This is a genomic window from Arcticibacterium sp. GJ41-1, assembly GCF_055808875.1.
On the sequence record NZ_CM147888.1, the window covers coordinates 4548622 to 4570619 of the forward strand.

Annotated in this window: 25 protein-coding genes; 12 read left to right on the forward strand and 13 right to left on the reverse strand. The window is 37.4% G+C overall.

Translation table 11 applies throughout. From position 1 onward, the window contains the following. The first annotated feature begins 80 nt into the window (after window positions 1-80). The gene (locus AC0L6O_RS18760) at window positions 81-1799 is read left to right on the forward strand and encodes an alpha-amylase family protein (RefSeq protein ID WP_473304527.1); all 1719 of its coding nucleotides are present in this window, start codon (window positions 81-83) and stop codon (window positions 1797-1799) included. 107 nt (window positions 1800-1906) lie between these two features. After that, complete coding sequence (locus AC0L6O_RS18765; protein ID WP_473304528.1) at window positions 1907-2611, forward strand: SDR family oxidoreductase; 705 nt, start codon at window positions 1907-1909, stop codon at window positions 2609-2611. A gap of 107 nt (window positions 2612-2718) precedes the next feature. Here AC0L6O_RS18765 and AC0L6O_RS18770 read toward each other — a convergent pair whose 3' ends face one another. After that, window positions 2719-3333 (reverse strand): fumarylacetoacetate hydrolase family protein, encoded by a 615-nt coding sequence (locus tag AC0L6O_RS18770; RefSeq protein WP_473304529.1) that lies wholly within the window; start codon window positions 3331-3333, stop codon window positions 2719-2721. Between the two features lie 233 nt (window positions 3334-3566). Between AC0L6O_RS18770 and AC0L6O_RS18775 the strand changes: the two genes are divergently transcribed. From AC0L6O_RS18775 to AC0L6O_RS18800, 6 genes are all read left to right on the forward strand, one after another. Then, a complete protein-coding gene (locus AC0L6O_RS18775; protein WP_473304530.1) occupies window positions 3567-4745 on the forward strand; it encodes a cation:proton antiporter in 1179 nt (392 codons plus the stop codon). A 52-nt stretch (window positions 4746-4797) separates the two neighbouring features. Continuing rightward, window positions 4798-5208, forward strand: a complete 411-nt coding sequence (locus tag AC0L6O_RS18780; RefSeq protein WP_473304531.1) for a hypothetical protein — start codon at window positions 4798-4800, stop codon at window positions 5206-5208. A gap of 160 nt (window positions 5209-5368) precedes the next feature. Continuing rightward, window positions 5369-5740 carry a BlaI/MecI/CopY family transcriptional regulator gene (locus AC0L6O_RS18785; RefSeq protein ID WP_473304533.1) on the forward strand — a complete coding sequence of 124 codons (372 nt, stop codon included), beginning with the start codon at window positions 5369-5371 and terminating at the stop codon, window positions 5738-5740. Continuing rightward, a complete protein-coding gene (locus AC0L6O_RS18790) occupies window positions 5737-7140 on the forward strand; it encodes a M56 family metallopeptidase (RefSeq protein ID WP_473304534.1) in 1404 nt (467 codons plus the stop codon). Before AC0L6O_RS18785 ends, AC0L6O_RS18790 begins: the two co-directional genes overlap by 4 nt. Before the next feature lie 9 nt (window positions 7141-7149). Beyond that, the gene (locus tag AC0L6O_RS18795) at window positions 7150-7500 is read left to right on the forward strand and encodes a hypothetical protein (protein WP_473304536.1); all 351 of its coding nucleotides are present in this window, start codon (window positions 7150-7152) and stop codon (window positions 7498-7500) included. Window positions 7501-7560: 60 nt separating this feature from the next. Beyond that, window positions 7561-7857: a hypothetical protein gene (locus tag AC0L6O_RS18800; protein ID WP_473304538.1), complete on the forward strand. Its 297-nt coding sequence runs from the start codon at window positions 7561-7563 to the stop codon at window positions 7855-7857. 193 nt (window positions 7858-8050) lie between these two features. Here the strand turns inward: AC0L6O_RS18800 and tnpA are convergent, their stop codons facing one another. Continuing rightward, window positions 8051-8485, reverse strand: coding sequence for an IS200/IS605 family transposase (gene tnpA, locus AC0L6O_RS18805; protein ID WP_473303403.1), 435 nt, complete (start codon window positions 8483-8485; stop codon window positions 8051-8053). 118 nt (window positions 8486-8603) lie between these two features. Between tnpA and AC0L6O_RS18810 the strand changes: the two genes are divergently transcribed. Genes AC0L6O_RS18810 through AC0L6O_RS18820 form a run of 3 tightly spaced genes read left to right on the forward strand, consistent with a single transcriptional unit; the run spans window position 8604 to window position 10423 of the window. Then, entirely contained in the window at window positions 8604-9383 is a 780-nt protein-coding gene (locus AC0L6O_RS18810; protein WP_473304540.1) for an SDR family oxidoreductase, read from the forward strand. A gap of 51 nt (window positions 9384-9434) precedes the next feature. Continuing rightward, a complete protein-coding gene (locus AC0L6O_RS18815) occupies window positions 9435-9821 on the forward strand; it encodes a hypothetical protein (protein WP_473304541.1) in 387 nt (128 codons plus the stop codon). After that, a complete protein-coding gene (locus AC0L6O_RS18820) occupies window positions 9821-10423 on the forward strand; it encodes a DUF4240 domain-containing protein (RefSeq protein ID WP_473304542.1) in 603 nt (200 codons plus the stop codon). Before AC0L6O_RS18815 ends, AC0L6O_RS18820 begins: the two co-directional genes overlap by 1 nt. A 25-nt stretch (window positions 10424-10448) precedes the next feature. Here the strand turns inward: AC0L6O_RS18820 and AC0L6O_RS18825 are convergent, their stop codons facing one another. The 4 genes from AC0L6O_RS18825 to AC0L6O_RS18840 all read right to left on the reverse strand — a co-directional run bounded on the left by AC0L6O_RS18825 (window position 10449) and on the right by AC0L6O_RS18840 (window position 12731). Beyond that, window positions 10449-11042: an alpha-ketoglutarate-dependent dioxygenase AlkB family protein gene (locus AC0L6O_RS18825; protein WP_473304543.1), complete on the reverse strand. Its 594-nt coding sequence runs from the start codon at window positions 11040-11042 to the stop codon at window positions 10449-10451. 259 nt (window positions 11043-11301) lie between these two features. After that, the gene (locus tag AC0L6O_RS18830) at window positions 11302-11532 is read right to left on the reverse strand and encodes a methylated-DNA--[protein]-cysteine S-methyltransferase (RefSeq protein WP_473304545.1); all 231 of its coding nucleotides are present in this window, start codon (window positions 11530-11532) and stop codon (window positions 11302-11304) included. Then, on the reverse strand, window positions 11490-12134 hold the full coding sequence (locus AC0L6O_RS18835) for a helix-turn-helix domain-containing protein (protein WP_473304546.1): 645 nt from the start codon (window positions 12132-12134) through the stop codon (window positions 11490-11492). Before AC0L6O_RS18835 ends, AC0L6O_RS18830 begins: the two co-directional genes overlap by 43 nt. A 54-nt stretch (window positions 12135-12188) precedes the next feature. After that, window positions 12189-12731 (reverse strand): mechanosensitive ion channel family protein, encoded by a 543-nt coding sequence (locus AC0L6O_RS18840; protein WP_111371076.1) that lies wholly within the window; start codon window positions 12729-12731, stop codon window positions 12189-12191. A 106-nt stretch (window positions 12732-12837) separates the two neighbouring features. On the opposite strand from AC0L6O_RS18840, the gene AC0L6O_RS18845 reads away from it, so the two are divergent. Then, a complete protein-coding gene (locus AC0L6O_RS18845; protein ID WP_473304548.1) occupies window positions 12838-13395 on the forward strand; it encodes a thioredoxin family protein in 558 nt (185 codons plus the stop codon). Between the two features lie 2 nt (window positions 13396-13397). On the opposite strand, the gene AC0L6O_RS18850 is transcribed toward AC0L6O_RS18845, so the two are convergent. The 7 genes from AC0L6O_RS18850 to AC0L6O_RS18880 form a co-directional block, all read right to left on the reverse strand. Continuing rightward, complete coding sequence (locus tag AC0L6O_RS18850; RefSeq protein WP_473304549.1) at window positions 13398-13850, reverse strand: FKBP-type peptidyl-prolyl cis-trans isomerase; 453 nt, start codon at window positions 13848-13850, stop codon at window positions 13398-13400. A 101-nt stretch (window positions 13851-13951) separates the two neighbouring features. Then, entirely contained in the window at window positions 13952-14605 is a 654-nt protein-coding gene (locus AC0L6O_RS18855) for a gluconate 2-dehydrogenase subunit 3 family protein (protein ID WP_473304551.1), read from the reverse strand. Between the two features lie 75 nt (window positions 14606-14680). Further along, the gene (locus AC0L6O_RS18860) at window positions 14681-16426 is read right to left on the reverse strand and encodes a GMC family oxidoreductase (RefSeq protein WP_473304553.1); all 1746 of its coding nucleotides are present in this window, start codon (window positions 16424-16426) and stop codon (window positions 14681-14683) included. Window positions 16427-16486: 60 nt separating this feature from the next. Next, on the reverse strand, window positions 16487-17584 hold the full coding sequence (locus AC0L6O_RS18865) for a DNA polymerase III subunit (RefSeq protein ID WP_473304555.1): 1098 nt from the start codon (window positions 17582-17584) through the stop codon (window positions 16487-16489). A 3-nt stretch (window positions 17585-17587) separates the two neighbouring features. After that, complete coding sequence (locus AC0L6O_RS18870) at window positions 17588-18760, reverse strand: putative sugar nucleotidyl transferase (RefSeq protein ID WP_473304556.1); 1173 nt, start codon at window positions 18758-18760, stop codon at window positions 17588-17590. Window positions 18761-18822: 62 nt separating this feature from the next. Continuing rightward, on the reverse strand, window positions 18823-20415 hold the full coding sequence (locus tag AC0L6O_RS18875) for a S8 family peptidase (protein WP_473304558.1): 1593 nt from the start codon (window positions 20413-20415) through the stop codon (window positions 18823-18825). Between the two features lie 157 nt (window positions 20416-20572). Next, complete coding sequence (locus tag AC0L6O_RS18880; protein ID WP_473304560.1) at window positions 20573-21994, reverse strand: DUF937 domain-containing protein; 1422 nt, start codon at window positions 21992-21994, stop codon at window positions 20573-20575. Window positions 21995-21998 lie beyond the last annotated feature (4 nt).

Here is a 21998-nt window from a genome sequence, read left to right on the forward strand (position 1 = left end):
AAGCATTGGATACCAAAACTCGCCATATAAAGACTATTTATTTTAACTAGATTCGCCAAACACGTTGAAATAAATAGTCTATGGATAATGGTATTCCGAATGGTGTAATGCTAAATGCATACCCAGATAGTATTGGTGAAAAATTGGCAGATACCGTAGGTATGCTGCAATTAGAGGAGTTCAAAAACACCTTTTCTCTTTTTTATGTACTGCCTACTTTTTTCAATAGCGACCTAGACCGTGGCTTTTCTATTATTGACTATGACCTCAATAAAGAATTAGTATCTCCTGAGGATTTAGAAGCTTTAGAGAAACTAGATATTAAGCTGAAATTTGACATTGTCTTGAATCACCTTTCGGTGGCTTCGCCTCAATTTAAGGACTTATTAAAACACGGAGACAAATCAAAGTATAAAGACTTTTTCATCAACTGGAATGAGTTTTGGGAAGGTCATGGCACCATGAATGCTGATGGTGTGATAACACCCAATGAAGAGTTTTTGAGTAAGCTTTTCATGCGAAAACCTGGTTTGCCCATCTTAAAAGTTCGTTTTCCTGATGGCTCGGAAAAGCCTTACTGGAATACCTTTTACCAGCAAATTTCTTATGAAGAAATAAAGCCAGCAGCCTTAGAAAACATTGACGGTTTAAGTACCGATGAGGCTAAAGCAATTTGCGATAAAATAAACACGACTATCCAAAACAAAGAGCCCTTCAAAAGCTTAGACTTGGGAAACTTCACAAAAGAAGTTCTTCAAATTGTGGAGCAAAATCGTTCTTATTTGGGTCAAATGGATGTCAATGGAAAATCGTCTTTGGTTTGGGATTTTTATAAAGAAACCCTTAAAAAAGTCAGTGGTTTTGGTGGTAAAATACTTCGCTTAGACGCCTTTGCGTATTTGCATAAAGAAATAGGGCAATCTAACTTTTTCAATAAACCGGGTACTTGGGATTATCTGGAAGAAATTAAGGGAATAGCTACCAATAATAACTTACTACTCCTGCCCGAAATTCATGCAGAATATGGCCTACATCTCCATGATGAAGTGGCAAGTAAAGGTTATTACATTTATGACTTTTTCTTACCTGGCTTATGCATTCATGCCATTGAAAAAGGAAGCAATACCGCCATTATAAAATGGGCAAAAGAAATTATAGCGAAAAGATACAAAACCGTAAATATGCTGGGCTGCCATGATGGTATTCCGGTTTTAGACTTAAAAGGAAAAGAAGTAAACGGAGCTTATAATAAAGGACTGCTAGAAGATACTGAAATAGAAGGTATCATGAGCACCATTATGGAGCGTGGCGGCCGTGTTAAAAACCTATATGACCCTGCCGGAAATAAGATTTCTTACTACCAAGTAAACGCCACTTTTTACAGTGCCTTGGGCGAAGACGACCGCAAAATGCTACTCGCCAGAGCTATTCAGCTATTTATGCCCGGAATTCCTCAGGTGTGGTATCTTGATATATTTGCTGGTAAAAATGACTATGCCGCAGCCGACAAAGGTGGAAGTGGCGGCCATAAAGAAATCAATAGAACCAATTTATCTAATGCTGATATTGAACAAGGGCTCAAAAAAGACATTGTTAAAAATCAGTTAGAAATTATACGTTTACGAAACAGCTCTAAAGCATTTTCTGGTGAAGCCACCATCAATGACGCTACAGAAAACATGATTGATATTTTATGGCAAAACGGAACAGACTCTGCCCATTTAGTAGCTGACCTTCAGCGTTATGCTTTCCATATTACATTTACAGAAAACGGCATAAGCAAAACTCTTACCTATTAACAATTACCTTCATCAACAATAAATTCGCTGTATTCACGAACTAATATTGCTTATCTCTAATTTTAAGAGGTAAGCAATTATTACTTTTTACTCATAACAAATACAAAATGAAAACAGCACTAATTACAGGAGGAAGCAAAGGAATAGGATACGGCGTAGCCGAAAAACTAATAAACGACGGCATCAAAGTAGCCATTACCGCCAGAACTGAGGCAGACGTAATAGCTGCTACTGAAGCTTTGAATAAAATAAAAGAAGGCTTTGCAATAGGAATAGTTTCTGATGTAAAAGATTTAGCGTCTCAAGAAGCGGCTGTGAAACAAGTTTTAGATACTTGGGGACAGCTAGATTATTTCATAGCGAATGCAGGTGTTGGTCACTTTGCTCCAATTCATGAATTGACAGCAGAACAATGGCAACAAACTATTGACATTAACCTCACGGGTTTATTTTTCTCTGCAAAAGCTAGTCTTGATGCTTTAAAAGCTACTAAAGGTTATTTCATCACTATCTCAAGTTTAGCAGGAACAAACTTCTTTGCTCAGGGAGCTGCATATAATGCATCAAAATTCGGAGCAGTTGGTTTCTCTCAAGCCATGATGCTTGATGTAAGAAATGATGATATTAAGGTAACTACCATTATGCCGGGTTCGGTGTCTACGTATTTTGCTGGCCATACGCCATCAGATGCAGATGCTTGGAAAATACAGCCTGAAGATATTGGTCAAATAGTTTCTGACCTTATCAAAATGCCAGCTAGAACGTTACCAAGTAAGATTGAAGTTAGGCCTAGTAAGACTGCTAAGAAGTAAGATTTATATTGTCAGTTCGAGCGATATATGAATGTCGCTAATCTCTAAAATAGGCTGTTTTCCCTGTCTGCCGACAGGCAGGGGCTTCGCTCGAACTGACATCTAATCTAAACCATCTTAAAATCAAGTAGCAACTCTCCTTCTATCGAGGCTTGTAGTTGGTCTCCTTTGTGGATTTGACCAGTTCCTGAAGCTGGTGTGCCAGTAAAGATTAAATCGCCCGGCTCTAAAGTCATGAACTTAGATACAAAGGCTATGATTTCCGCAAAATTGTAAACCATCAGGCTAGTATTACCTACCTGCTTTTGCTCCCCGTTTATTTTTAGGTCGAAGTTTATATTGTTCAAATCTGGAAAAGCCGAAACGGGCTTAAAGGTGGACATAGGTGCTGCACCGTCAAAACCCTTCCCCAAGTCCCACGGACCTTTTCCACCACGACTTTCGTCAAAAATATCTTTGGCGGTATAATCTATCCCGATGCCTATTTCAGAAATATAGCTTGGTGCATCTGCCTCACTTATATTCTTGCCTTTGGCACCTATTTTTATTACAAGTTCAGCCTCGTAACGTAAGTCTTGCGTAAAAGACGGATATTCTACGTCTGCGTTTCCTGTAGCTAAGCTGCTTTCTGGTTTAGAAAAGATAATTTGATTACCCGTTTTTCCTGCGTTTTTATCTTCGCCTTCGTTCACATAGTTTTTGCCAATGGCTAATATTTTCATCTCTTGTAGTTTTGTATTTAGGGTTTAAAAATAGAGAAAAGGAAACATAGATTTTAAAAGCTTCACAAATATTCAATACTTTCTGCCATGCCTATGTTGCATTCCTTTCCTACCACAATATAAGTATAACACTACCCAAGTCTTTCCGTTGAAAAGAACCGTTAAAAGCGAATGCACGTAACTAGTTTTTAATTAATTTGAATTTGGACAACAACAATCTTAAAAACTAATACATGACCACTGCTATCCTGATTACGTTTTGTTCCTTATTGCTGATTGCCTACCTGTTTGATATCACATCAGCCAGAACCAAAATACCTTCCGTTATTATGCTCTTACTTTTAGGTTGGGGCATGAAAGAAATAGCTACTTTTTTAGGTTTCAGTTTAGTTGATTTCTCTACGCTTTTGCCTGTTTTGGCCACTATTGGTCTAATACTTATAGTTTTAGAAGGTTCTTTAGAGCTCAAGCTCAATTCCTCTAAAATCGGCTTGTTGAAAAAATCTGTTCTTGGGGCCTTGATACCCATGATTGGTCTTTCGCTCATATTAGCTTATGCTTTTTATTATTTCGGAGATTTCCCTTTTAAGGTTTCCCTTATAAATGCCATTCCTCTGTGTGTAATCAGCAGTGCCATTGCTATTCCGAGTGTGATAAACTTGGATGACGGAGAAAAAGAATTTGTGGTTTATGAAAGTAGTTTTTCCGACATCCTCGGGATTTTGTTTTTCAATTTTATTGCATTAAACGAGACAATAGGGCTACTTTCTGTGGCAAACTTCGGCTTACATATGTTAATCATGCTGGTAGTTTCAATATTAGGAACTATAGGTTTATCACTTTTACTGAGCAGGATAGACCATCATGTAAAGTTTGTGCCAATAATACTTTTGATAGTGCTGGTGTATGCGGTTTTGAAATCGTATCATCTTCCGGCTTTGCTTTTTATCCTATTATTTGGTTTAGCTATTGGAAATCTCAAGCAATTCGAAAAAATAAACTGGTTTAAAAAACTTAAAACCGACAACCTAAAAAAGGAAATTAAACGATTTGAAGAGATAACCATTGAAGGTGCGTTTTTAGTTAGAGCCCTTTTCTTTATCATTTTTGGCTACATGATTAAAACCTCTGAAATCTTAAATCCAGATACCATATTCTGGGCTTTAGGCATTGTAATTCTTGTCTTTGTAATTAGAGCCATACAGCTAAAAGTATCGAGATTTGACCTAACTCCTTTAGTTTACATCGCCCCTAGAGGACTAATTACCATCCTTTTATTCTTATCTATAGACCCCGAAAACACTATTTCTCTGGTTAATAATTCTTTAATAATTCAAATTATTATAATAACCGCCATAGTCATGGCAATTGGGCTAATCGCAAAACCAAAAACCTCCGAAATTGAAGAATAGCGTTTTAAATTGAATTGATTTTTATAATTTACAGCAATCAATCTTCAATATCATGAACCCTATTCTTAGAAATATATTGGCCATAGTGGCTGGCGTAATAGTAGGCAGTGCCGTTAATATGGGCCTGGTAATGCTAGGACCAATGGTTATTCCGCCGCCAGCCGGTGCAGACATGACCACCATTAAAGGCCTAACCGAAGCCATGCCTTTAATGCAGCCCAAACATTTCATTTTCCCATTTTTAGCTCACGCCTTAGGTACATTAGCTGGAGCATGGGTCGTAGCGAAAATTGCAGCAAGCCGAAAACTTCAAATGGCTATGACCATTGGTTTGTTCTTTCTTTTTGGCGGCATTATGAATATCCAAATGCTACCTGGCTCTCCTGTTTGGTTTAATGTTTTAGACGTAGTGCTGGCTTATTTGCCAATGGCTTGGCTTGGGAGGAAATTAGCTAAAGGATAAATTCCCATTTGACTCAATAGGCTCCAACTATTTTCTTTCATAAATATTGATACCCTTCTGTATTCAATAAGAAGATTCTAAAAATAAATAAAGCATCTCGGTTGGAACTTTGAATACTATTACTCTACATTTATAGAACAATAATTACAAACATAGAACAATGGCTTTGTCTAAATCCGAAGAACAACTAATGGAGGTTATCTGGAAACACAAAAAAGTTTTCATGAAAGAAATCATCGAAAACTATCCAGACCCAAAACCAGCCACCACGACTTTAGCCACTCTGCTTAAAAGGATGCAAGACAAAGGATTTGTGGCTTACACGCTCTTTGGTAATTCTAGACAATACTATCCATTGGTAGCTAAAACAGATTACTTCTCTAAACATGTCAAAGGAATTATAAAAGACTATTTCAATAACTCCCCAATGCAATTTGCCTCATTTTTCACAAAATCCACCGAACTAACAAGTTCAGAACTGGAAGACTTAAAGAAAATAGTGGATAGCGAAATTCAAAGAAAAAAGAAATGACAAGCTACCTAATCAAAGTTATTTTGTGTTCTGGCGTTTTACTAATCGTCTATAAAATCATTCTGGAACAGGATAGATTTCATTCGTTTAAAAGATTCTACCTTTTAATGAGTTTCGGCCTATCTTTCTGCATACCCTTCATAAAATCTCCTGATTTTTCTGGCAGCGGTTTGACCAAAAACGACAACATCTTAGTCTATTCCAATTTTCTTCCCTCGCAAAAAAGCATCGAAGTATTGTCTACACCAGAACAGCCCTTTGATATATCTAAAGCACTCTTTATTGTCTATACTTTAATCACTATTGCTCTCTTAATTCGATTTACACTTAACCTTAGGGCTATCTTAAAAAGAGCTAAAAGTCAAAAACCTATACTTTATAAAAAATCACATATAATACTTATAAACGAAGACACAAGTCCACACAGCTTCCTAAACTATATTTTCATAAACAGAGAGGAGTATAATCATCCAAACTTCAGACAGCAAATACTAACTCATGAATACGCCCACATTAATCAAAAGCATTCTTTTGACATCGTATTCTTTGAGCTTGCACAAATCGTTTTCTGGTTTAATCCCTTCCTATTTTTCTATGCCTCCGCCGTCAAACTAAATCACGAATTCTTGGCAGATGATGCTGTAATTAAAGAGCATCAAGACGTTCCCAATTACCAATACTTATTAATTGAAAAAGCCACTAAAATATCCGATTCCTTACTGGCAAGCCAGTTTAACTATTCCATAACTAAAAAACGTTTACTAATGATGAACAAAACCAAATCCCTCAGCAAATCTCTTTTAAGACAATTAGCTATTATCCCTGTTCTTGCCTTATCTGTTTCTTTCTTCAGCTCAAAATCATTTTCTCAGAAGCCTACAGTTACTCCAAAAACAGAAAAAGAAGCTGTTCAGACAACATCAGATGGAGCCTCCGCAGAATTACTAAATGAGTTTAATAAGATAGTTAGTAAAATAGAAAACGAAACTGGTCTAGCAAGATATAACAGCTTCACCGAGCAAGAAACAGAGAGATTACAAACTATCTATTTAGCTATGAATGAAGAACAAAAAGCAGCTCAAATTATAAGTTTTAAGCCTGCTGCTCCACCACTCCCAAGGGCAGTTCCTAGTCAAACAGATTTTAAGAAATGGCATGATTCTAAAATATACGGAATCTGGATAGATGGAAAAAGAGTAGAAAATTCAGTCTTAAACAACTATAAGAATACAGATTTCGATAATGCATATGTTAGCAAACTCGCTAAAAACGCCATTAATTATGGTAAGCACTATTATCAGATAGACCTTATGACTAAAAAAGAATATGAAGCTTACTACAATGAGGCAATGAATAAAACAAAAAAATATTATATGTTTATTCAACGCCCAACTAAGTAAATTCAAAACATGCCCAAAGTCACTTACCAAGTTTACGTTATAGAATTAAACAAAAAGGTTTTTACGCTTAACAGCAAATTTCGTGAGGCTAACCCTCAGTTTAATGGCGTATTGGAATGTTTATATGTGGGTATGACTAGCAAAACACCAAAGGAGCGATTTATTGAACACAAAACTGGATACCGAAATAAAAAAGGACATAAACTGTCTGCTAACATTGTCCAGAAATATGGCACGTATCTTAGACCGAGCCTTTATAACCACATAGAGCCTGTAAATACCCGAGCCGAAGCTTTAAAACTGGAAGAAGGTTTGGCACTCGATTTAAGAAGGCAGCGGTATGCTGTTTGGTATAATTGAGTTCTTCTTTGAAAGAAGAATACTGTATCTTTAAAGCCACAAATTAACCTTTTGAAACCTATGTATAAAGACCTTATCACTTACGAATTGGCAGAAAATATTTCTGAAGAACAGCTATTAAAAGTGGCTGGACAAATAGTGAACGACTGGATGAAAAAACAACCGGGTTTTATCAGCTGGGAAATCAACCAAAACAGTAATGGCAGCTATACCGATATAGTAACATGGAAATCAAAAGAAGCGGCAAAAGCCTCGGAAAAAGACATGGTTAACATTCCAAATGCTGGCGACTGGTATGCTTGTTATAAAAAAGGGAGTATTTCTAGTCAAAATTTAACTTCTGTAGCGATATTTTAATTTCAACCTCTGTCGGTTCGAGCGATAGTCGAGAACCCCTTACCTGGAACTGGTGAGCCTGTTCTTACCTTCGATTGAACTGACAAACTCCATATTTACCCTATTACTGGTTTTAGTTAAGACTTAGCCCTAAAAACAAATAAACCACTATGGACTGAAAGTCCATAGTTTTGAGTCCAGACTGAAAGTCTGCCTATTCGACGATAAAATTAGTATTATTACTCTCATTTGGATTTCTATGATGATCCAAATACTCGTTAACCATTTCATCGGTAATATTTCCAGTACTCCAACAACCAAAGCCTATTGCCCAGAAATGGCGACCCCAGTAACGCTTCTTCAATTCAGGAAACTCCATTTGCAACTTCCTCGATGAACGTCCTTTTAGCAGTTTAACCAATTGACTTATCGACTGAGAGGGACGGTATTCCAGGTGCATGTGTACATGATCTTTTGAAACGACTCCCTTCAATATTTGAACTCCTTCTGCCTCACAAATCTGTATCAACAAGGTACGACAACGAAGCTTGATATCCCCACTTAGAACTGCATGGCGATATTTTGTTGACCACACTATGTGAACTGTAAGTCTGGAAATACTATGCCCGTTTGATCTTTGAAAATCCATATACCAAAATAGCACATTTTTAGAAGCTGAAAGCGAAATGCAATAAATTGCATAGTTTTAACTATTTCTGAGACCAATAAAACTATCATTCCTGAAATCGAATTCGTAATTTTCCGCTATGAATTTGAATCTGAAAAACAAGTACGCTTTAGTCTGTGGTGGAACAGACGGAATTGGTTGGGCTTCTGCCATTGAACTCGCTAAAATGGGGGCTAATGTTTGGTTATTTGCTCGTAATAAAGAGAAGCTAAAGCAAAAGGTGGCTCTTTTAGATATTTCAAAAGGTCAAAGACACCGTTTTTTAGTTGCAGACTTCACAGACAGAGCTAGCGTAGAGGCCGCTCTTGCAAGCAATAAATGTCAATTTCATGTTTTGGTAAACAATACGGGTGGACCCGCTGGCGGAGCCATTTTAGAAGAAGCTCCAGAGAAGTTCCAAGAAACTTTTGAGCAACACCTAGTTATCAATCAAATCATTACGCAGGCGGTAGTACCATTCATGAAAGCTGAGAAATTTGGTAGAGTTATCAATATTATCTCTATTTCTGTTAAACAACCAATCATGGGCTTAGGCGTATCAAATACCATAAGATGGGCAGTGGCAGCTTGGGCCAAAACTTTGTCAAAAGAATTAAGCCATACCGGCATCACGGTCAATAATGTTTTACCGGGCTATACCAAAACGGGTAGACTAGAGCAGGTCAACAAGATGCGAGCTAAAAACGAAAACAAGTCTATAGAAAAGCTAGAACAGGAAATGGAAGCCAATGTTCCTTCTGGGCGTTTTGCTACACCTGAAGAAGTAGCGGCAGCGGTAGCATTTTTAGCCTCTCCAGCGGCTTTCTCTATCAACGGTGTCAATTTACCTGTAGATGGTGGTTTGGCGGCGACATTGTAAAGACTAATATAGAAATACTCTATTTAGCCTAAATCCAAAAAAATATACCAAATGAACGAATTAGCAAGAGAAGGAAGGAATAGAACTCTAAGGATTTTTGCGAGTATATTGCTTCTTTCAATTTATGTAATTGTCACATATCATGTGATAAGAGAATTTATAGAAGTTAAAAAAATCATTCAGCAAATCATCAGGTTTGGTTTTACTGTTTTATTGATGTTTTTCATCTTTAAGGGTAAAACTTGGGCTAAGCATATTTTTAGCTTTTTATTTAGTATAGCTACCATTACAAGTTTTGCCGCTTTATTTTCGTCAATTCCACTTGTCAGTAAAATTCCATTTATGGTAATGATTTTCATTTATTCAACAGCCGTTTATCACCTAAACTTTTCAGAAAGTTTTAAAGAGTATTTCCAATATATATCAGAAAAGGAATAATGGATTTTTGGCCAATAATATTTATCGCATTGTCCATAATTATAACAATTGCTCTATACTTCTTTGAAGAAAAACCAAAATTTACTGAATCTGATATATTATTGAATGAAAAGAGATTCTGGGGGATAATAAATGATACACTAAATAAATCTAACGGGCAATACCGAATTCAGATAGAACAACTTCCTAAAGAGCTCAAAAAATTAAGCGTTCAAGAAATAATTGAATTTGACAATCGATTTAAAGAATTAAGAGGAAAGGCATATAATTGGGATTTATGGGGAGCGGTTTATCTTATTAATGGAGGGTGCGATGATGTTTGTTTTTACTGTTTTAGAGAGTGGCTTATTTCCAGAGGGAAAGATTGTTACTATAAAACAATTGAAAATCCAAAAACGCTTATTAATCTACAAATAGATATATCAAAAGGAGTACGGGAAGGGATAGGGTATGTTCCATCTAGATTATTTAAAGAAATCACAAACAAAGAAATACCATCAAGTTATTTAGAAAACATTGAAATAAGTGGTACCCAAAGGGATGAAAAAGATTTAGAAAATATATTCCCTGAGTTATATAAAAAATATTCAAATCGAACTTAAAGAAGCCCATATAAACCGCTCAATCTTAGAGAACCTCCATGCACCGAAAAGTCAAATTAACTCTCGGTGATTTTACCTTCTTGGTTTTAGGTAAGGCATGCTGCCAGTAAGTTTGGGTCGTGCCCGCCATTACTAGCAAACTTCCGTTTTCTAACAGCAGTTCTACTTTCTCTTTTGATTTGATGTGTTTTAGCACAAACTTCCTTTCTGCCCCGAAACTCATAGAAGCTATTGGAGAGTCTTTGACCAATGTTTTCTCGTCGTCACGGTGCCAACCCATGCCTTCGTCCCCATCATGATAAAGGTTTAGTAAACATGAGTTAAACTCTACGCCACATTTCTCCTCGGCTAACTTTTTCAAAGTCAGTAATTCTGGTGTCCATACTAGTGGTACTTTTGTGGTGTTTGAATAGTGATATGGATAATCGCCATCGGCATACCAAGCTACTTTTCTTTTAGTGATGATGTGTTTCCCGAATATAATAGCTTCATCGTTTTTCCAAGGGATTTCTTCTAGAAGGTATTTTAGAAGTTCTTCGTTTCTTTCTTCGGTAAGGACTTTACCGTTGTAGTTTACTATTCCTTCTTGGGGTAAAAGGTTTTTGATGTTGCTTATCATTTTCTTTGATATTTATTTAGCCTTTGATATCCCTATTAAATTTAATAGTTCACATATAAAACATCTTCTTCGTTGTCCTTGCCGGACGGGCATTACTTTTTTGTTGGGCAAAATAGTAATCAAAAAAGCCCACACCCCATAAACTCGTACTATTAAAAGGTTAGCATCTTTTGTTGCAAATAATATAACCCTTCTTTTACTAGTACTCAGACAGTATGGGGCGATATAAGGATTCTATACTTTCTATCACTCTAGTACATTACTGATTCTCTATTTGGGCAGCTTCCCAGCCTATGATAGCAGTTTTTCTGTTTGGTCCCCACATGTAACCTCCGAAAATACCGCTTGACTGAATTACTCTGTGGCATGGAATCAAGAATGCGATTGGATTTCCGCCAATGGCTGTGCCTACCGCTCTTGCGGCTTTTGGTTTATCTATTTGATGTGCTATGATAGTTTCCCTGTTGGTATTTTCAGCAATGCTTCCCATACTTTTAACTGAAAAGCTGAGCCTTTTAAATGGAGTTTAATTTTGTTCATTTCTGACCAATCTTCTCCAAAAACTGCTACTGCACTTTTTTGAAAACTATCCATCGTTTCTTGAAAAGACGCCTTTGGGAATCGTCCTTTTAACTCATTAAAAGCTACATCATTTTCATCGGCGAAGCCCATGTAAGACAGTCCTTTTGACGTCGCTGCGGTTAATATTTGACCAAACTTGGTATTGGCATAGCTATAATTTATGGTTAGGTTTTCACCGCCATTCTTAAACTCGCCTGGCGTCATACCCTCAATATTAACAAACAAATCGTGGAGCCTTCCTGTACCAGATAGGCCTACATCTTCAGCAGTATCAAAAAGACTTTGACTATTAGCCGCCAATATAGATTTAGCATGATTGACAGAGATATACTGAAGAAATTTCTTTGGCGTAACACCAGCCCATTCTTTAAATAGTCTTTGGAAATGAAAAGGACTAAGATTGACCTTTTCTGCCACCTCATCTAAACTTGGTTGCGTTTTGAAGTTTTGCTGAATATAAGCTATTGCTTCCGCAATCCTTTCAAAATTTATACACTCTTGCCCACTCATAGTATTAACATTGTGAAGCAAAGGTAAAATCTAAAGAATAAGCAATGAACCCGATTATTGCTCTTTCTCTTTTACAACTCTTTTCCTTACGGGTTTCTCCTTAAATTGAACAATAGCCTTTTGGATGGCTACATTATTTGGATAAGAAACCAAGTCTCCACTTTCAATTTGAATTTGAATGGCAAAGAAGGTGATGTCTTTTACTATTCCAGTAACGGAATCGTCTTTGTCCATTATTTTAATCTTTGAACCTATTTTAAAAGGAAAATTAAAAAATAATAAGACCGATGCCGTGATATTGCTAAGCATAGACCAAGAGGCAAAAAGTGCCACCCCAGCTACCGCAAAAAATGAAGCAAAAATGCCTTTAAAAGACACATCCCATATAAAACCGAAAGCCAAAAGAAGAAAAGCTAACCAAGAAATATCGAAAAACTTATTTGCATAGATAGACCTAGCTCTATCTAAGCCGTGTTTCTTTTCTTGTTTCCTAATTATGCTTCTAGAAATAACTCTTAAAACAATAAAGCTTACTATAGCGACCACAGACACCGAAAACTCGAAGAATCTGCTATTAATGATTTTTTCTAAATCCATGATGCAAAATTAGAGTATTGCTTTCAAATTAAAATCAAATTGATAGAAGCTTCCTTTTTTATTTATTCATTTAGATGGAATCCTTATTTTTGGTAAAAGAAGAAATATGGCACGTACAGAATCCAAGATGTTGCCGATAGGCACCTTAGCTCCTGACTTTACATTACCTGATACCGTATCTGGGAAAAACATTAGTTTATCAGATTTAAAATCAGACGTAGCTACGGTAATCATGTTTATTTGCAATCACTGCAAATATGTAAAGCATGTCAATCCGCAGATTGTGGAGATAGTAGCTAAGTTCAAACCTAAAGGTGTACAGTTTACTGGAATTAGCTCTAATGACATCATCAATTTCCCAGAAGATGCTCCCGAAGAAATGGCTAAAACAGCTAAAGCCTTAGGTTATGATTTCCCATATCTTTATGATGAATCTCAAGAAGTAGCTAAGGCCTATGATGCCGCTTGCACACCAGATTTCTATGTTTTTGACAAAGACCTAAGACTTGTTTACCGAGGCAGGTTAGACGGCTCTACTCCAGGAAACGACATACCACTTACAGGCACCGACTTAAGGGGTGCTTTACGTGCCGTGGTGGCTAATGATTATGTTTCGGAGATACAGTACCCGAGTATGGGCTGCAATGTAAAATGGAAGGCCTAAAATTAATTAGCCCCTAGCACTTCAATATCAAAAACCAAAGGAGAGTTCTTTGGAATAGAGTTTTGTTTTTGATTTCCGTAACCTAAACTTGATGGGAAAATAATAGTTGCTTTTTCTCCAACTCTCATTTTGGCTATGCCTTCGTCAAAACCTTTGACTACTCTACCTACGCCTAATTGGAAACTAAAGCTTCCAGAATCAAATTCTTTATCGTTCAATAGTCTTCCTGCATAGTTTACGCCTACAATCTGGCCTCTTTCTAAGCTTTCACCATCTAAGTTTTCTTCTGTCAAAATATAAATTAGGCCAGAGTCAGTTTTTTCTGTTATCACAATATTTTTAGACTCAATATACTGCTGTATTTGGCTATCTTCAGAGCCACTAAATCCATCTTTATCACATGAAAGAAGGAATGCAGAAAATAATAATACGATGAAACTAGTAATTTTTGACATTGTCATTTTATTCGATTTTTAGAAACACAAATATATGACAATGGTACAAGCTTTCGCCTGTACCATTGAAATTGTAACCGTAATTCTGTTTTAAGATTTGCTTAGTCTTCCTCTTCAGGAACATGCTTACGCCATTCGTCGTAGCTTAAGCCGTACTTTTTCAAATCTTCTTCAGGAGCACCATCCCATGCGTTAGGCGTGTTTCCTCTATAATCTAAATCTTTAACACCTATCTCAGATGTAAAAAAGCCTGTAGCCGTCAAATCTCTCATCTTATTGAAAAAAGCTACTCCCTGAGACATCTCTGGTTTTGCTTCTGCCGGATAAGCTATTTGGTCTAGCATTTCTGTTTTCTTGGCCTTTGACAGCTTTATAAACTTTTTGCCAAACTGCTTATTACACTCTAAATCAAGCCACATCAAACCTCCTCTCATAGGAATTTGATGGTGCGGCATATCTTTCACAATAAACTCGATAAAATCAGGCACTCCAGAGTCTGTAGCACTACCAGATTTATCATCTGCCGGAATAATGATATCTGCCAAAACAGCTATGGTAGCCATTTCATGCTTATCAAAAAACGTTTCGGCTTTCAGTTTTTGTTCGTGAAGAATTTCCTCTTTTAATTGACCATTTCTAGAGTCTGGTAATTCTTCTACTATTTTTTTAGGCTCACTGTGAGCCATTGCTTTTCCAGAAACCGCCACACCGGCAGTTCCCAAACCTATATTTTTTAAGACGTCTCTTCTTTTCATATCTTTTGAAATCTTATGCCAAATTCACTAAGAACTGAACTTCGCAATGAATAAATGATTCAATAAGGTCCTCAATTAAAAACCTCCACTTTTAACCCCTTTCATGATATACTCCGAAGCCCTCATTGAAAGTGCTAGGATAGTCCAAGTTGGGTTTTTATCTGCTTGAGAAACAAAAGCACCGCCATCAACCACAAAAAGGTTTTTGACATCATGGGCTTGATTATAACCATTTAAAACAGACTTGTTTGGGTCTGAGCCCATTCTAACAGTACCTACTTCGTGAATAATTTCACCTGGATTTGCAAGACCGTAATCTTTGTCAGCACCCGGCTTATTTCCTAATGCCACGCCACCCATTGATTCTATAATTTGCTCAAAGGTTTCATGCATATGCTTGGCTTGCTTACGCTCGTGGTCGCTCCATTTATAATTAAATTTCAAAACAGGAATACCCCATTTATCAACCACATTAGGGTCAATCTCGCAGTAATTATCAATAGACGCTACTGCTTCACCTCTACCAGCCATATGAATCATAGAACCATAGAACCTTCTGTAGTCATCTTTTAAAGAAGCTCCATAACCTCCACCTCTTTTCATGTTTCCATCTCTATCTGGGAATCGGCCATTGATATTTTCCATACCAAAACCAAAGCCGTAAGATGGCTGTGTCATACCTCCACCGTACTCTATGTGATAGCCACGCGGGAAATCTAATTTGGAGTTATCTAACCACCATGGTGAGTAAACGTGAAGTCCACCTACACCATCTTCATTATATCTTTGTCTGTCTGTAAGACCCGGCACAAAACCGCTTCTAGACGCACCCGTAGAATCATGAAGATACTTTCCAACCACTCCAGAAGAGTTAGCTAGTCCGTTTTGGAATCTTGACGATTTAGAGTTTAATAATAACCTAGAAGACTCGCAGGCACTGGCGGCCAAAATAACAATCTTGGCTCTTACAGTTACTTCTTCTTTGGTATGCTTATCTACATAAGATACGCCTATTGCTTTTCCGTTTTCATCGGTCAATACCTCTCTGGCCATGGCATTGTTAATCAATGTCAGGTTTCCGGTTTTAGCTGCAGGAATACATAATACAGAGCTGGCAGAGAAATCGGCATAAGCCTGGCAACCACGATTACACTGGTGGCAATAAAAACACTGACCACGCTGCTCGTTAATAGGCTTAGTTAAAATAGATAACCTAGAAGGAATAGTGGTTACCCCTATTTTTTTATTGGCTTCCATAAACATTAACTCGTGCAAACGAGGTTTAGGAGCTGGTAAGAAAATACTGTCTGGGTCGTCTGGCAAACCTTCATAGCTACCAAAAACACCTACTAGCTTTTCTACCTCATCGTAATAAGGTGCTACATCTTCATAAGATATTGGCCAGTTTTCACCTAAGCCATCTATATCCTTTCTTTTAAAATCTTTTGGTCCAAACCTCAATGAGATTCTTCCCCAGTGATTTGTTCTTCCGCCCAGCATTCTTGAGCGAAACCAATTAAATTTAGAGCCGTCTTTCTGAGTATAAGGTTCTCCTTCTAACTGCCAGCCACCCCAGGCAGCGTCAAAGTCTCCAAAGTTCCTGAACTTACTGCTAGCTCCTCGCCTTGCAGATTCCCACGGGTTCTTTAATTGAGTGATGTATTTTGGATCGGCTGGGTCATAATATCCACCTGCTTCTAGCATGCAAACTTTAGCTCCAGCTTTAGTTAATTGATGAGCGGCCATACCGCCTCCTGCACCCGAACCGACTATCAAAACGTCAAACTCTTTGGCAGTTTCTTTTATTTGAAAGGATTTCATTCTGTATAATGATTGAATAATTTACCCTCAAGCTAGTTAATAAAAAGAAAATAAAAAAGCTTATTTGATTAGCCTTGCCAATTGAAGAGACGTATCAAGGAAAACCATCTTCGCACGAACGTTTCGCTCTATATGAAAAATGCCTTCGTCTACTAGTTCAGAAATCTTTTGGAGATTATTGATATTAAAAACTTTAGAAAAATTACGTACAAATTCTAATTGCTTTTCTTCCAGCTTAACCATGTTCTCATTGCCTCCGGCAACTAAGAATATCTCTCTAAAAATAGTTAAAGAATATTCTAACATATTTTTCTGTTGCTCCTTAGAAAAGCTATCAAACTCTTCAGAACAGTTCACTAGTTCGGTCAAATTAAAAGCGAAACAGTACCTCATCCAGCTAGCAAACCAGTCGTGCTCGTTGGTATTATTAGAACTTGATAATTTTATGGCTCTGTTTAAATTCCCATTAGCCAGAATGGTTAATTCTTTGACCCTATCTTCTGTAATTCCTTTTTGTGTCAAATAAGCTTTGACATCTTCATCTTTAAATTTTGGCACCGCAAAACGCTGCACTCTAGATAAAATGGTGGTAAGTAAAGACTGTGAATTATTACAAACTAAAAGGAAGAAGGTTTTTTGAGGCGGTTCTTCCAAAACCTTTAAAATAGCATTAGCTGTAGATATACTTAGTAACTCCGGCAGCCAAATATATACCAACTTATAACCTCCTTCGTAAGACTTTAAAGATAGGTTTTGAATCAACTTCCTAGCCTCTTCTACAGGAATGTTACCTTGTTTGATCTCAATTTTTTCTAACCAGTCTGTCAAATTTCCGTAAACGTTCTCTTGAGCAAAAGAACGCCACTCTGCCATAAAGGTTTCTGACGATATTTTTTTCCCTCCCGCTGTTGGAAAGATAAAAGAGACATCAGGATGAGCAAGCTTGTCAATTTTAGAACATGATGGACATGCTCCACACGAGTCCGTCTCGGTAGGTTTTTCACAGTTTACATATGCCCCAAACGCAAGAGCCAAGGCCAAATTCCCTGAACCCTCTGAGCCATGGAATAATTGGGCATGAGCCACATGGTTTTTCTTAACAGCAGCCACTAATGTGGCTTTCTCTTCTTCTAGGCCTATGATATCTGAAAAACGCATCTATTAAATTTGAGTTTTTTTATCTTCTAGAATGTGTAGTAGAATATTCTCGTCTTCTGTCGAAAGTTGCATTTCTCTTCTGCCCATGGTAGCATTTATTACTTCCTTGGCCTTATCAAACCTATACGGGCTATAACCTTCTGACTTACCACCCCATGTAAATGAAGGAACAAATTTCTCTTGAAAACCAGCTCCAAAAACATTAGAACAAACACCCACTACGGTTCCGGTGTTAAACATGGTGCTTATACCAGCTTTGGTAAAATCGCCCATGAATGTTCCACAAAAAAGTTCTTCCGTCTTAACTAGAGCCTCTTGGTCATAGTTATATAGTTTCACCTCTTTATAATCATTTTTGAGGTTTGAGTTATTGGTATTGGCTCCCAAATTACACCATTCACCTATATAAGAGTTCCCTAAAAAACCGTCATGTGCTTTATTACTAAAACCATAAAAGACAGTATTCCCTACCTCACCTCCTACCCTACTTACAGGGCCCAGAGTAGTATTAGGTCTTATTCTAGCACCAAAAGCCACCATGCTTTTTTCACAAATAGCCGCCGGCCCTATTACCACAGCACCTTCCTGAATCACGGCATCTTTCCCAATATAGATAGGGCCTTCTTCTGCATTTAGAATACAGGCTTTAAAGTTTGCTCCTTTTTCAATGAAAATATTATTGGCTGAATAAACCTTAGTGTATGGGTCACTGATTTTTTGCGACAACCTGCCTTTGGTTATTAAAGCAAAATCGTAGGCTATCTCGGTTCTATTTTGATGAAATAAATCGGGAAGCATTCTTAAAACATGAGCATCCTTATCTTTTAAGACTTTTACCTTTTCGGTGTCAAAATCACCAAACCTGTCAGAAGCGTAGGCTACTACTTCTTCTCCAAATTTAATACACTCGCCAAATGACAAACTTCTCAAAAGCCTTTCAAAGCCTGTAGTAGGCAAAAATGAAGCATTGATATAAATATTTTCTTTGACCGTATGGTAGGCAAATTTCTTTTGAAGGTAAGCTTCAGTTAAAAAGGAAACTTTTGCCTTTAAGCGTTTCTCCCATTTCTCATTTATGGTGAGTATACCTACCCTCAGGTTTCCAATAGGTCTGGTAAGTGTAAGCGGCTTTAGCTGGTTACGGTATGTGGAATCTTCGAAAAGAATAATGTTCATGGAACAAAAATAAAGCCTCATTGGCATAGCACCAATGAGGCTTCCATTTAAATTATTTTTGCCTATTGTTCCATGGTCATTTCAATAGCCATTTTAACGGCCTCATATGCATTCACAACCCCTCCAGTACTGCTTAAAGAGCCAAAACGACCTTCTTTCTCGCCTCCTGGCAATATCACTTCTTGGTCTTTTAATTTCACCGAAGATTGTAAAATTATTTCTTTCAACTGTACCGCTGTTAAACTAGGGAAATAAGACTTCAATAGTGCCGCTACACCAGTAACTGCAGGAGCAGCCATACTGGTACCTTGCTTTTCGCCATATTTAGAATCTGGCTCTGTACTGTAAATGGCTACTCCAGGAGCAAAAACATCAACAGATTTTTTACCATAGTTACTAAAGTCGGCTACCATTTTAAGTCCATCTTCATAAGAAGAAGCCCCTACTCCAATCCAGTTTTTGGCCTCACCACCTTTTTTATAATACTTAGTAGGGTAATGTGTTTCCACGTCAACATTGGCATTATCATTACCGGCAGCTGAAATTAGAAGTACATCATTTTCTTCAGCATATTTGATAGCATCATCTACCCAACCTTTTTCTGGAGAATAGGGCTTACCAAAACTCATGTTGATAATTTTAGCTCCATTGTCTACGGCATATCTTATGGCATTAGCCACATCTTTGTCTCTTTCATCACCGCCTGGCACTGTTCTTACTACCATGATTTTGACATCATTTGCCACACCTTTCACTCCAAGCTCATTATTCCTATTAGCCGCTATAATTCCGGAAACGTGCGTGCCATGTAATGCTCTTGGCCCTCTAACCTCATTATTGCCATATTTTCCGTACTCGAGCTTGTCAGGATTATCTCCCACTACCGCTCTTGGGTTAATATCTGTATTGTAATTGAAATCTAACTGGTCTTTAAAGTGCTCAATGCCTTCATTAATTCCGGCTAAATCAGCTCCCATCTCATTCATTCTTAACCAATATTGTTTAGCCTGACGCACTCTTAAATCTACTTGTGAATCGTCAATGCCTTCTACCTGAGTTCTAGCAAAGGTCTCAGTACCTAAAACATCACCTAGAATCTCTTCTGTAATGGTAAGATTCTCTTTAAGCGATTCATACATTGGCAGATACTGCTCCGCCTCTTTCCTGTTTTCTGCTATCTCGCTTTTTATCTTCTGTAATGTGTTATACTCCTCTTTATACTTTCTAAGTAATCTCTTTTTAGGGTTCTCGCCAAAAAGCTCATTGTATTTGATATACAACCTTGCCGCCTCTAATTGCTCTTGCTCCACATCAGTGCCGTCAGCCCCGCCAATAAAGTCCCAGCCATTGACATCATCCACAAAACCATTATTGTCATCATCTTTTCCGTTATCAGGAATTTCGCCCTCATTCACCCAAATCTTTCCTTTCAGGTCTTCGTGCTCAATATCAACTCCAGAATCAACCACACCCACTATCACAGTTTTGCTAGTTCTATCTTTAAGAAGTTCGTTATAAGCTTTTTCTACACTCATCCCTCTAACTCCATCTTGTTCATAGTCAAGATTAAACCAATTTGCTTTGGTTTTAAGATCTTGGGCAGAAGCTCCCACAAAAAGACACACACACAGCGAAGCTAAAATTGACTTCTTCATCCTATATTATTTGTTGACTTAAAAATAAGTTGCGAATTACGTAATAAACTTTTAAGAATAAAAAATATTGCTAATATCCAATTCTTTTAAGCTTTGTTAATAGCAAAAAAAGCCCCCGACTTTCATCGAGGGCTTTCCATATGGAAAAAATTTTATTCTATTTTATTTTCACCACCACAGGACCATCTCCCTGAACAGGATTTGATAATACCTGAATACGTGAGGTGCTTATTCCTGCTTCGTACAAAGCCCCTTGAAGTCCGTAGGCTCTATCTTCTGCTACTCTGGCTGAAGAACCTGTCCCAGCAATTTGAATTGATTTTGCAGGATTGTTTTTCAAATAAGAAACTACATCGTTCAGTGCTCCCTTACTTCTAATTTCGGCACTATTACTTTTAAAGGTCAAACCATTTATTCCAGAATAACTATTTGAATCACTTAGTTTCACCGACATAGGTCTGGTGTCAGAAGTGGCTCTTTCTGGTGTAGCCGTAGGCACATTTACACTTGGTACCGTATTTCTTACCAGCTCAGGAGTTCTTCTAACTGGAGTCTCTGCTTTAGGAACTGGAATATTATTGGAAAATGCCGGGCTATTAAAAGCATCTGCGTCTGTTTTATTTTCAGACTGCGATGCAGCACTTCCTTCTTCTTTAACAGAAAGATCGTTTAATCCATTATTTCCGGCGGAACCTATTGGTGCCATTTTATTTCTATCCGTATCTAAGTTTTCAAACATCTCCCTTTCAGATTCGTAAAAGGAGGAATCTTTTGAGCTGATAGCGTCTGCCGTTTTCGGAGTTCCTTGATATTTATCTCTAAACGTATAAAACATGGCAGCCAAGCCTAAGATGGCTAAAAATACCCAAGCCATCCAGTTTATGGAACCTTCCGAATTTTCTTCTTTTTTAGTCTTTTGTTTACTAACCGTCTGATTTGTTTCAGATGACTCTTTTACTACTGGAGCCGCAGCAGCAATAGGTGGTGCGGGTTTTGATATTGCTGGCGTAGGAACATAAATTTCTTTAGGAGCTACAGATGAAGTACCAGAAAACCCTAAACTTCCCAAAAGAACCGCTGAAGTACCAGCTTCTGTACTTAAACCTGCATTGCTTAATTTGGCAGTAAATCCCTCTAAATTTAAACCTTCAGTTTTTATACTTTTACCTAATACTCCTAATATTAAAGGAGCTGCTAAACTAAAGAGAGAAGATGCCGATGTCTTACTTAAAGCTCCTATTTCAGCAATCTTATCAATTAAAACACCTGCTTTACTGTTAAAGAAATGGTTATTAATATTCTTACCAATAGTTATTAAAAGCTGAACTTTATCGGGGTTATTAAAAAGCCTTGGAAGGTCATCAGTTAAATCACCTGAATGCCCGCCATCATTAATTACTTTAAGAATTTTAGCAGCGTCTCCATCATTTGTTGACACTCCTTTTAAGCCTCCTAACATTGCATTTAAAGACAAGTCTAAAGACTTGCTCACAGCTTCTGGAGATTCGCCTAAAAAATTACTAATCTTCTCTACTTCTGCTCCTCCAATCTTAGATTTTAAGCCGTTTATAATTTCCATTATA

Coding starts and splice junctions, on each gene's coding strand:
- AC0L6O_RS18780 (WP_473304531.1), top strand. CDS start 4,798: ATGAACCCTATTCTTAGAAATATATTGGCCATAGTGGCTGGCGTAATA.
- AC0L6O_RS18785 (WP_473304533.1), top strand. CDS start 5,369: ATGGCTTTGTCTAAATCCGAAGAACAACTAATGGAGGTTATCTGGAAA.
- AC0L6O_RS18855 (WP_473304551.1), bottom strand. CDS start 14,605: ATGAAAAGAAGAGACGTCTTAAAAAATATAGGTTTGGGAACTGCCGGT.
- AC0L6O_RS18775 (WP_473304530.1), top strand. CDS start 3,567: ATGACCACTGCTATCCTGATTACGTTTTGTTCCTTATTGCTGATTGCC.
- AC0L6O_RS18880 (WP_473304560.1), bottom strand. CDS start 21,994: ATGGAAATTATAAACGGCTTAAAATCTAAGATTGGAGGAGCAGAAGTA.
- AC0L6O_RS18845 (WP_473304548.1), top strand. CDS start 12,838: ATGGCACGTACAGAATCCAAGATGTTGCCGATAGGCACCTTAGCTCCT.
- AC0L6O_RS18830 (WP_473304545.1), bottom strand. CDS start 11,532: ATGGGAAGCATTGCTGAAAATACCAACAGGGAAACTATCATAGCACAT.
- tnpA (WP_473303403.1), bottom strand. CDS start 8,485: ATGGATTTTCAAAGATCAAACGGGCATAGTATTTCCAGACTTACAGTT.
- AC0L6O_RS18820 (WP_473304542.1), top strand. CDS start 9,821: ATGGATTTTTGGCCAATAATATTTATCGCATTGTCCATAATTATAACA.
- AC0L6O_RS18865 (WP_473304555.1), bottom strand. CDS start 17,584: ATGCGTTTTTCAGATATCATAGGCCTAGAAGAAGAGAAAGCCACATTA.
- AC0L6O_RS18790 (WP_473304534.1), top strand. CDS start 5,737: ATGACAAGCTACCTAATCAAAGTTATTTTGTGTTCTGGCGTTTTACTA.
- AC0L6O_RS18770 (WP_473304529.1), bottom strand. CDS start 3,333: ATGAAAATATTAGCCATTGGCAAAAACTATGTGAACGAAGGCGAAGAT.
- AC0L6O_RS18800 (WP_473304538.1), top strand. CDS start 7,561: ATGTATAAAGACCTTATCACTTACGAATTGGCAGAAAATATTTCTGAA.
- AC0L6O_RS18815 (WP_473304541.1), top strand. CDS start 9,435: ATGAACGAATTAGCAAGAGAAGGAAGGAATAGAACTCTAAGGATTTTT.
- AC0L6O_RS18840 (WP_111371076.1), bottom strand. CDS start 12,731: ATGGATTTAGAAAAAATCATTAATAGCAGATTCTTCGAGTTTTCGGTG.
- AC0L6O_RS18850 (WP_473304549.1), bottom strand. CDS start 13,850: ATGTCAAAAATTACTAGTTTCATCGTATTATTATTTTCTGCATTCCTT.
- AC0L6O_RS18835 (WP_473304546.1), bottom strand. CDS start 12,134: ATGAGTGGGCAAGAGTGTATAAATTTTGAAAGGATTGCGGAAGCAATA.
- AC0L6O_RS18795 (WP_473304536.1), top strand. CDS start 7,150: ATGCCCAAAGTCACTTACCAAGTTTACGTTATAGAATTAAACAAAAAG.
- AC0L6O_RS18875 (WP_473304558.1), bottom strand. CDS start 20,415: ATGAAGAAGTCAATTTTAGCTTCGCTGTGTGTGTGTCTTTTTGTGGGA.
- AC0L6O_RS18765 (WP_473304528.1), top strand. CDS start 1,907: ATGAAAACAGCACTAATTACAGGAGGAAGCAAAGGAATAGGATACGGC.
- AC0L6O_RS18870 (WP_473304556.1), bottom strand. CDS start 18,760: ATGAACATTATTCTTTTCGAAGATTCCACATACCGTAACCAGCTAAAG.
- AC0L6O_RS18760 (WP_473304527.1), top strand. CDS start 81: ATGGATAATGGTATTCCGAATGGTGTAATGCTAAATGCATACCCAGAT.
- AC0L6O_RS18810 (WP_473304540.1), top strand. CDS start 8,604: ATGAATTTGAATCTGAAAAACAAGTACGCTTTAGTCTGTGGTGGAACA.
- AC0L6O_RS18860 (WP_473304553.1), bottom strand. CDS start 16,426: ATGAAATCCTTTCAAATAAAAGAAACTGCCAAAGAGTTTGACGTTTTG.
- AC0L6O_RS18825 (WP_473304543.1), bottom strand. CDS start 11,042: ATGATAAGCAACATCAAAAACCTTTTACCCCAAGAAGGAATAGTAAAC.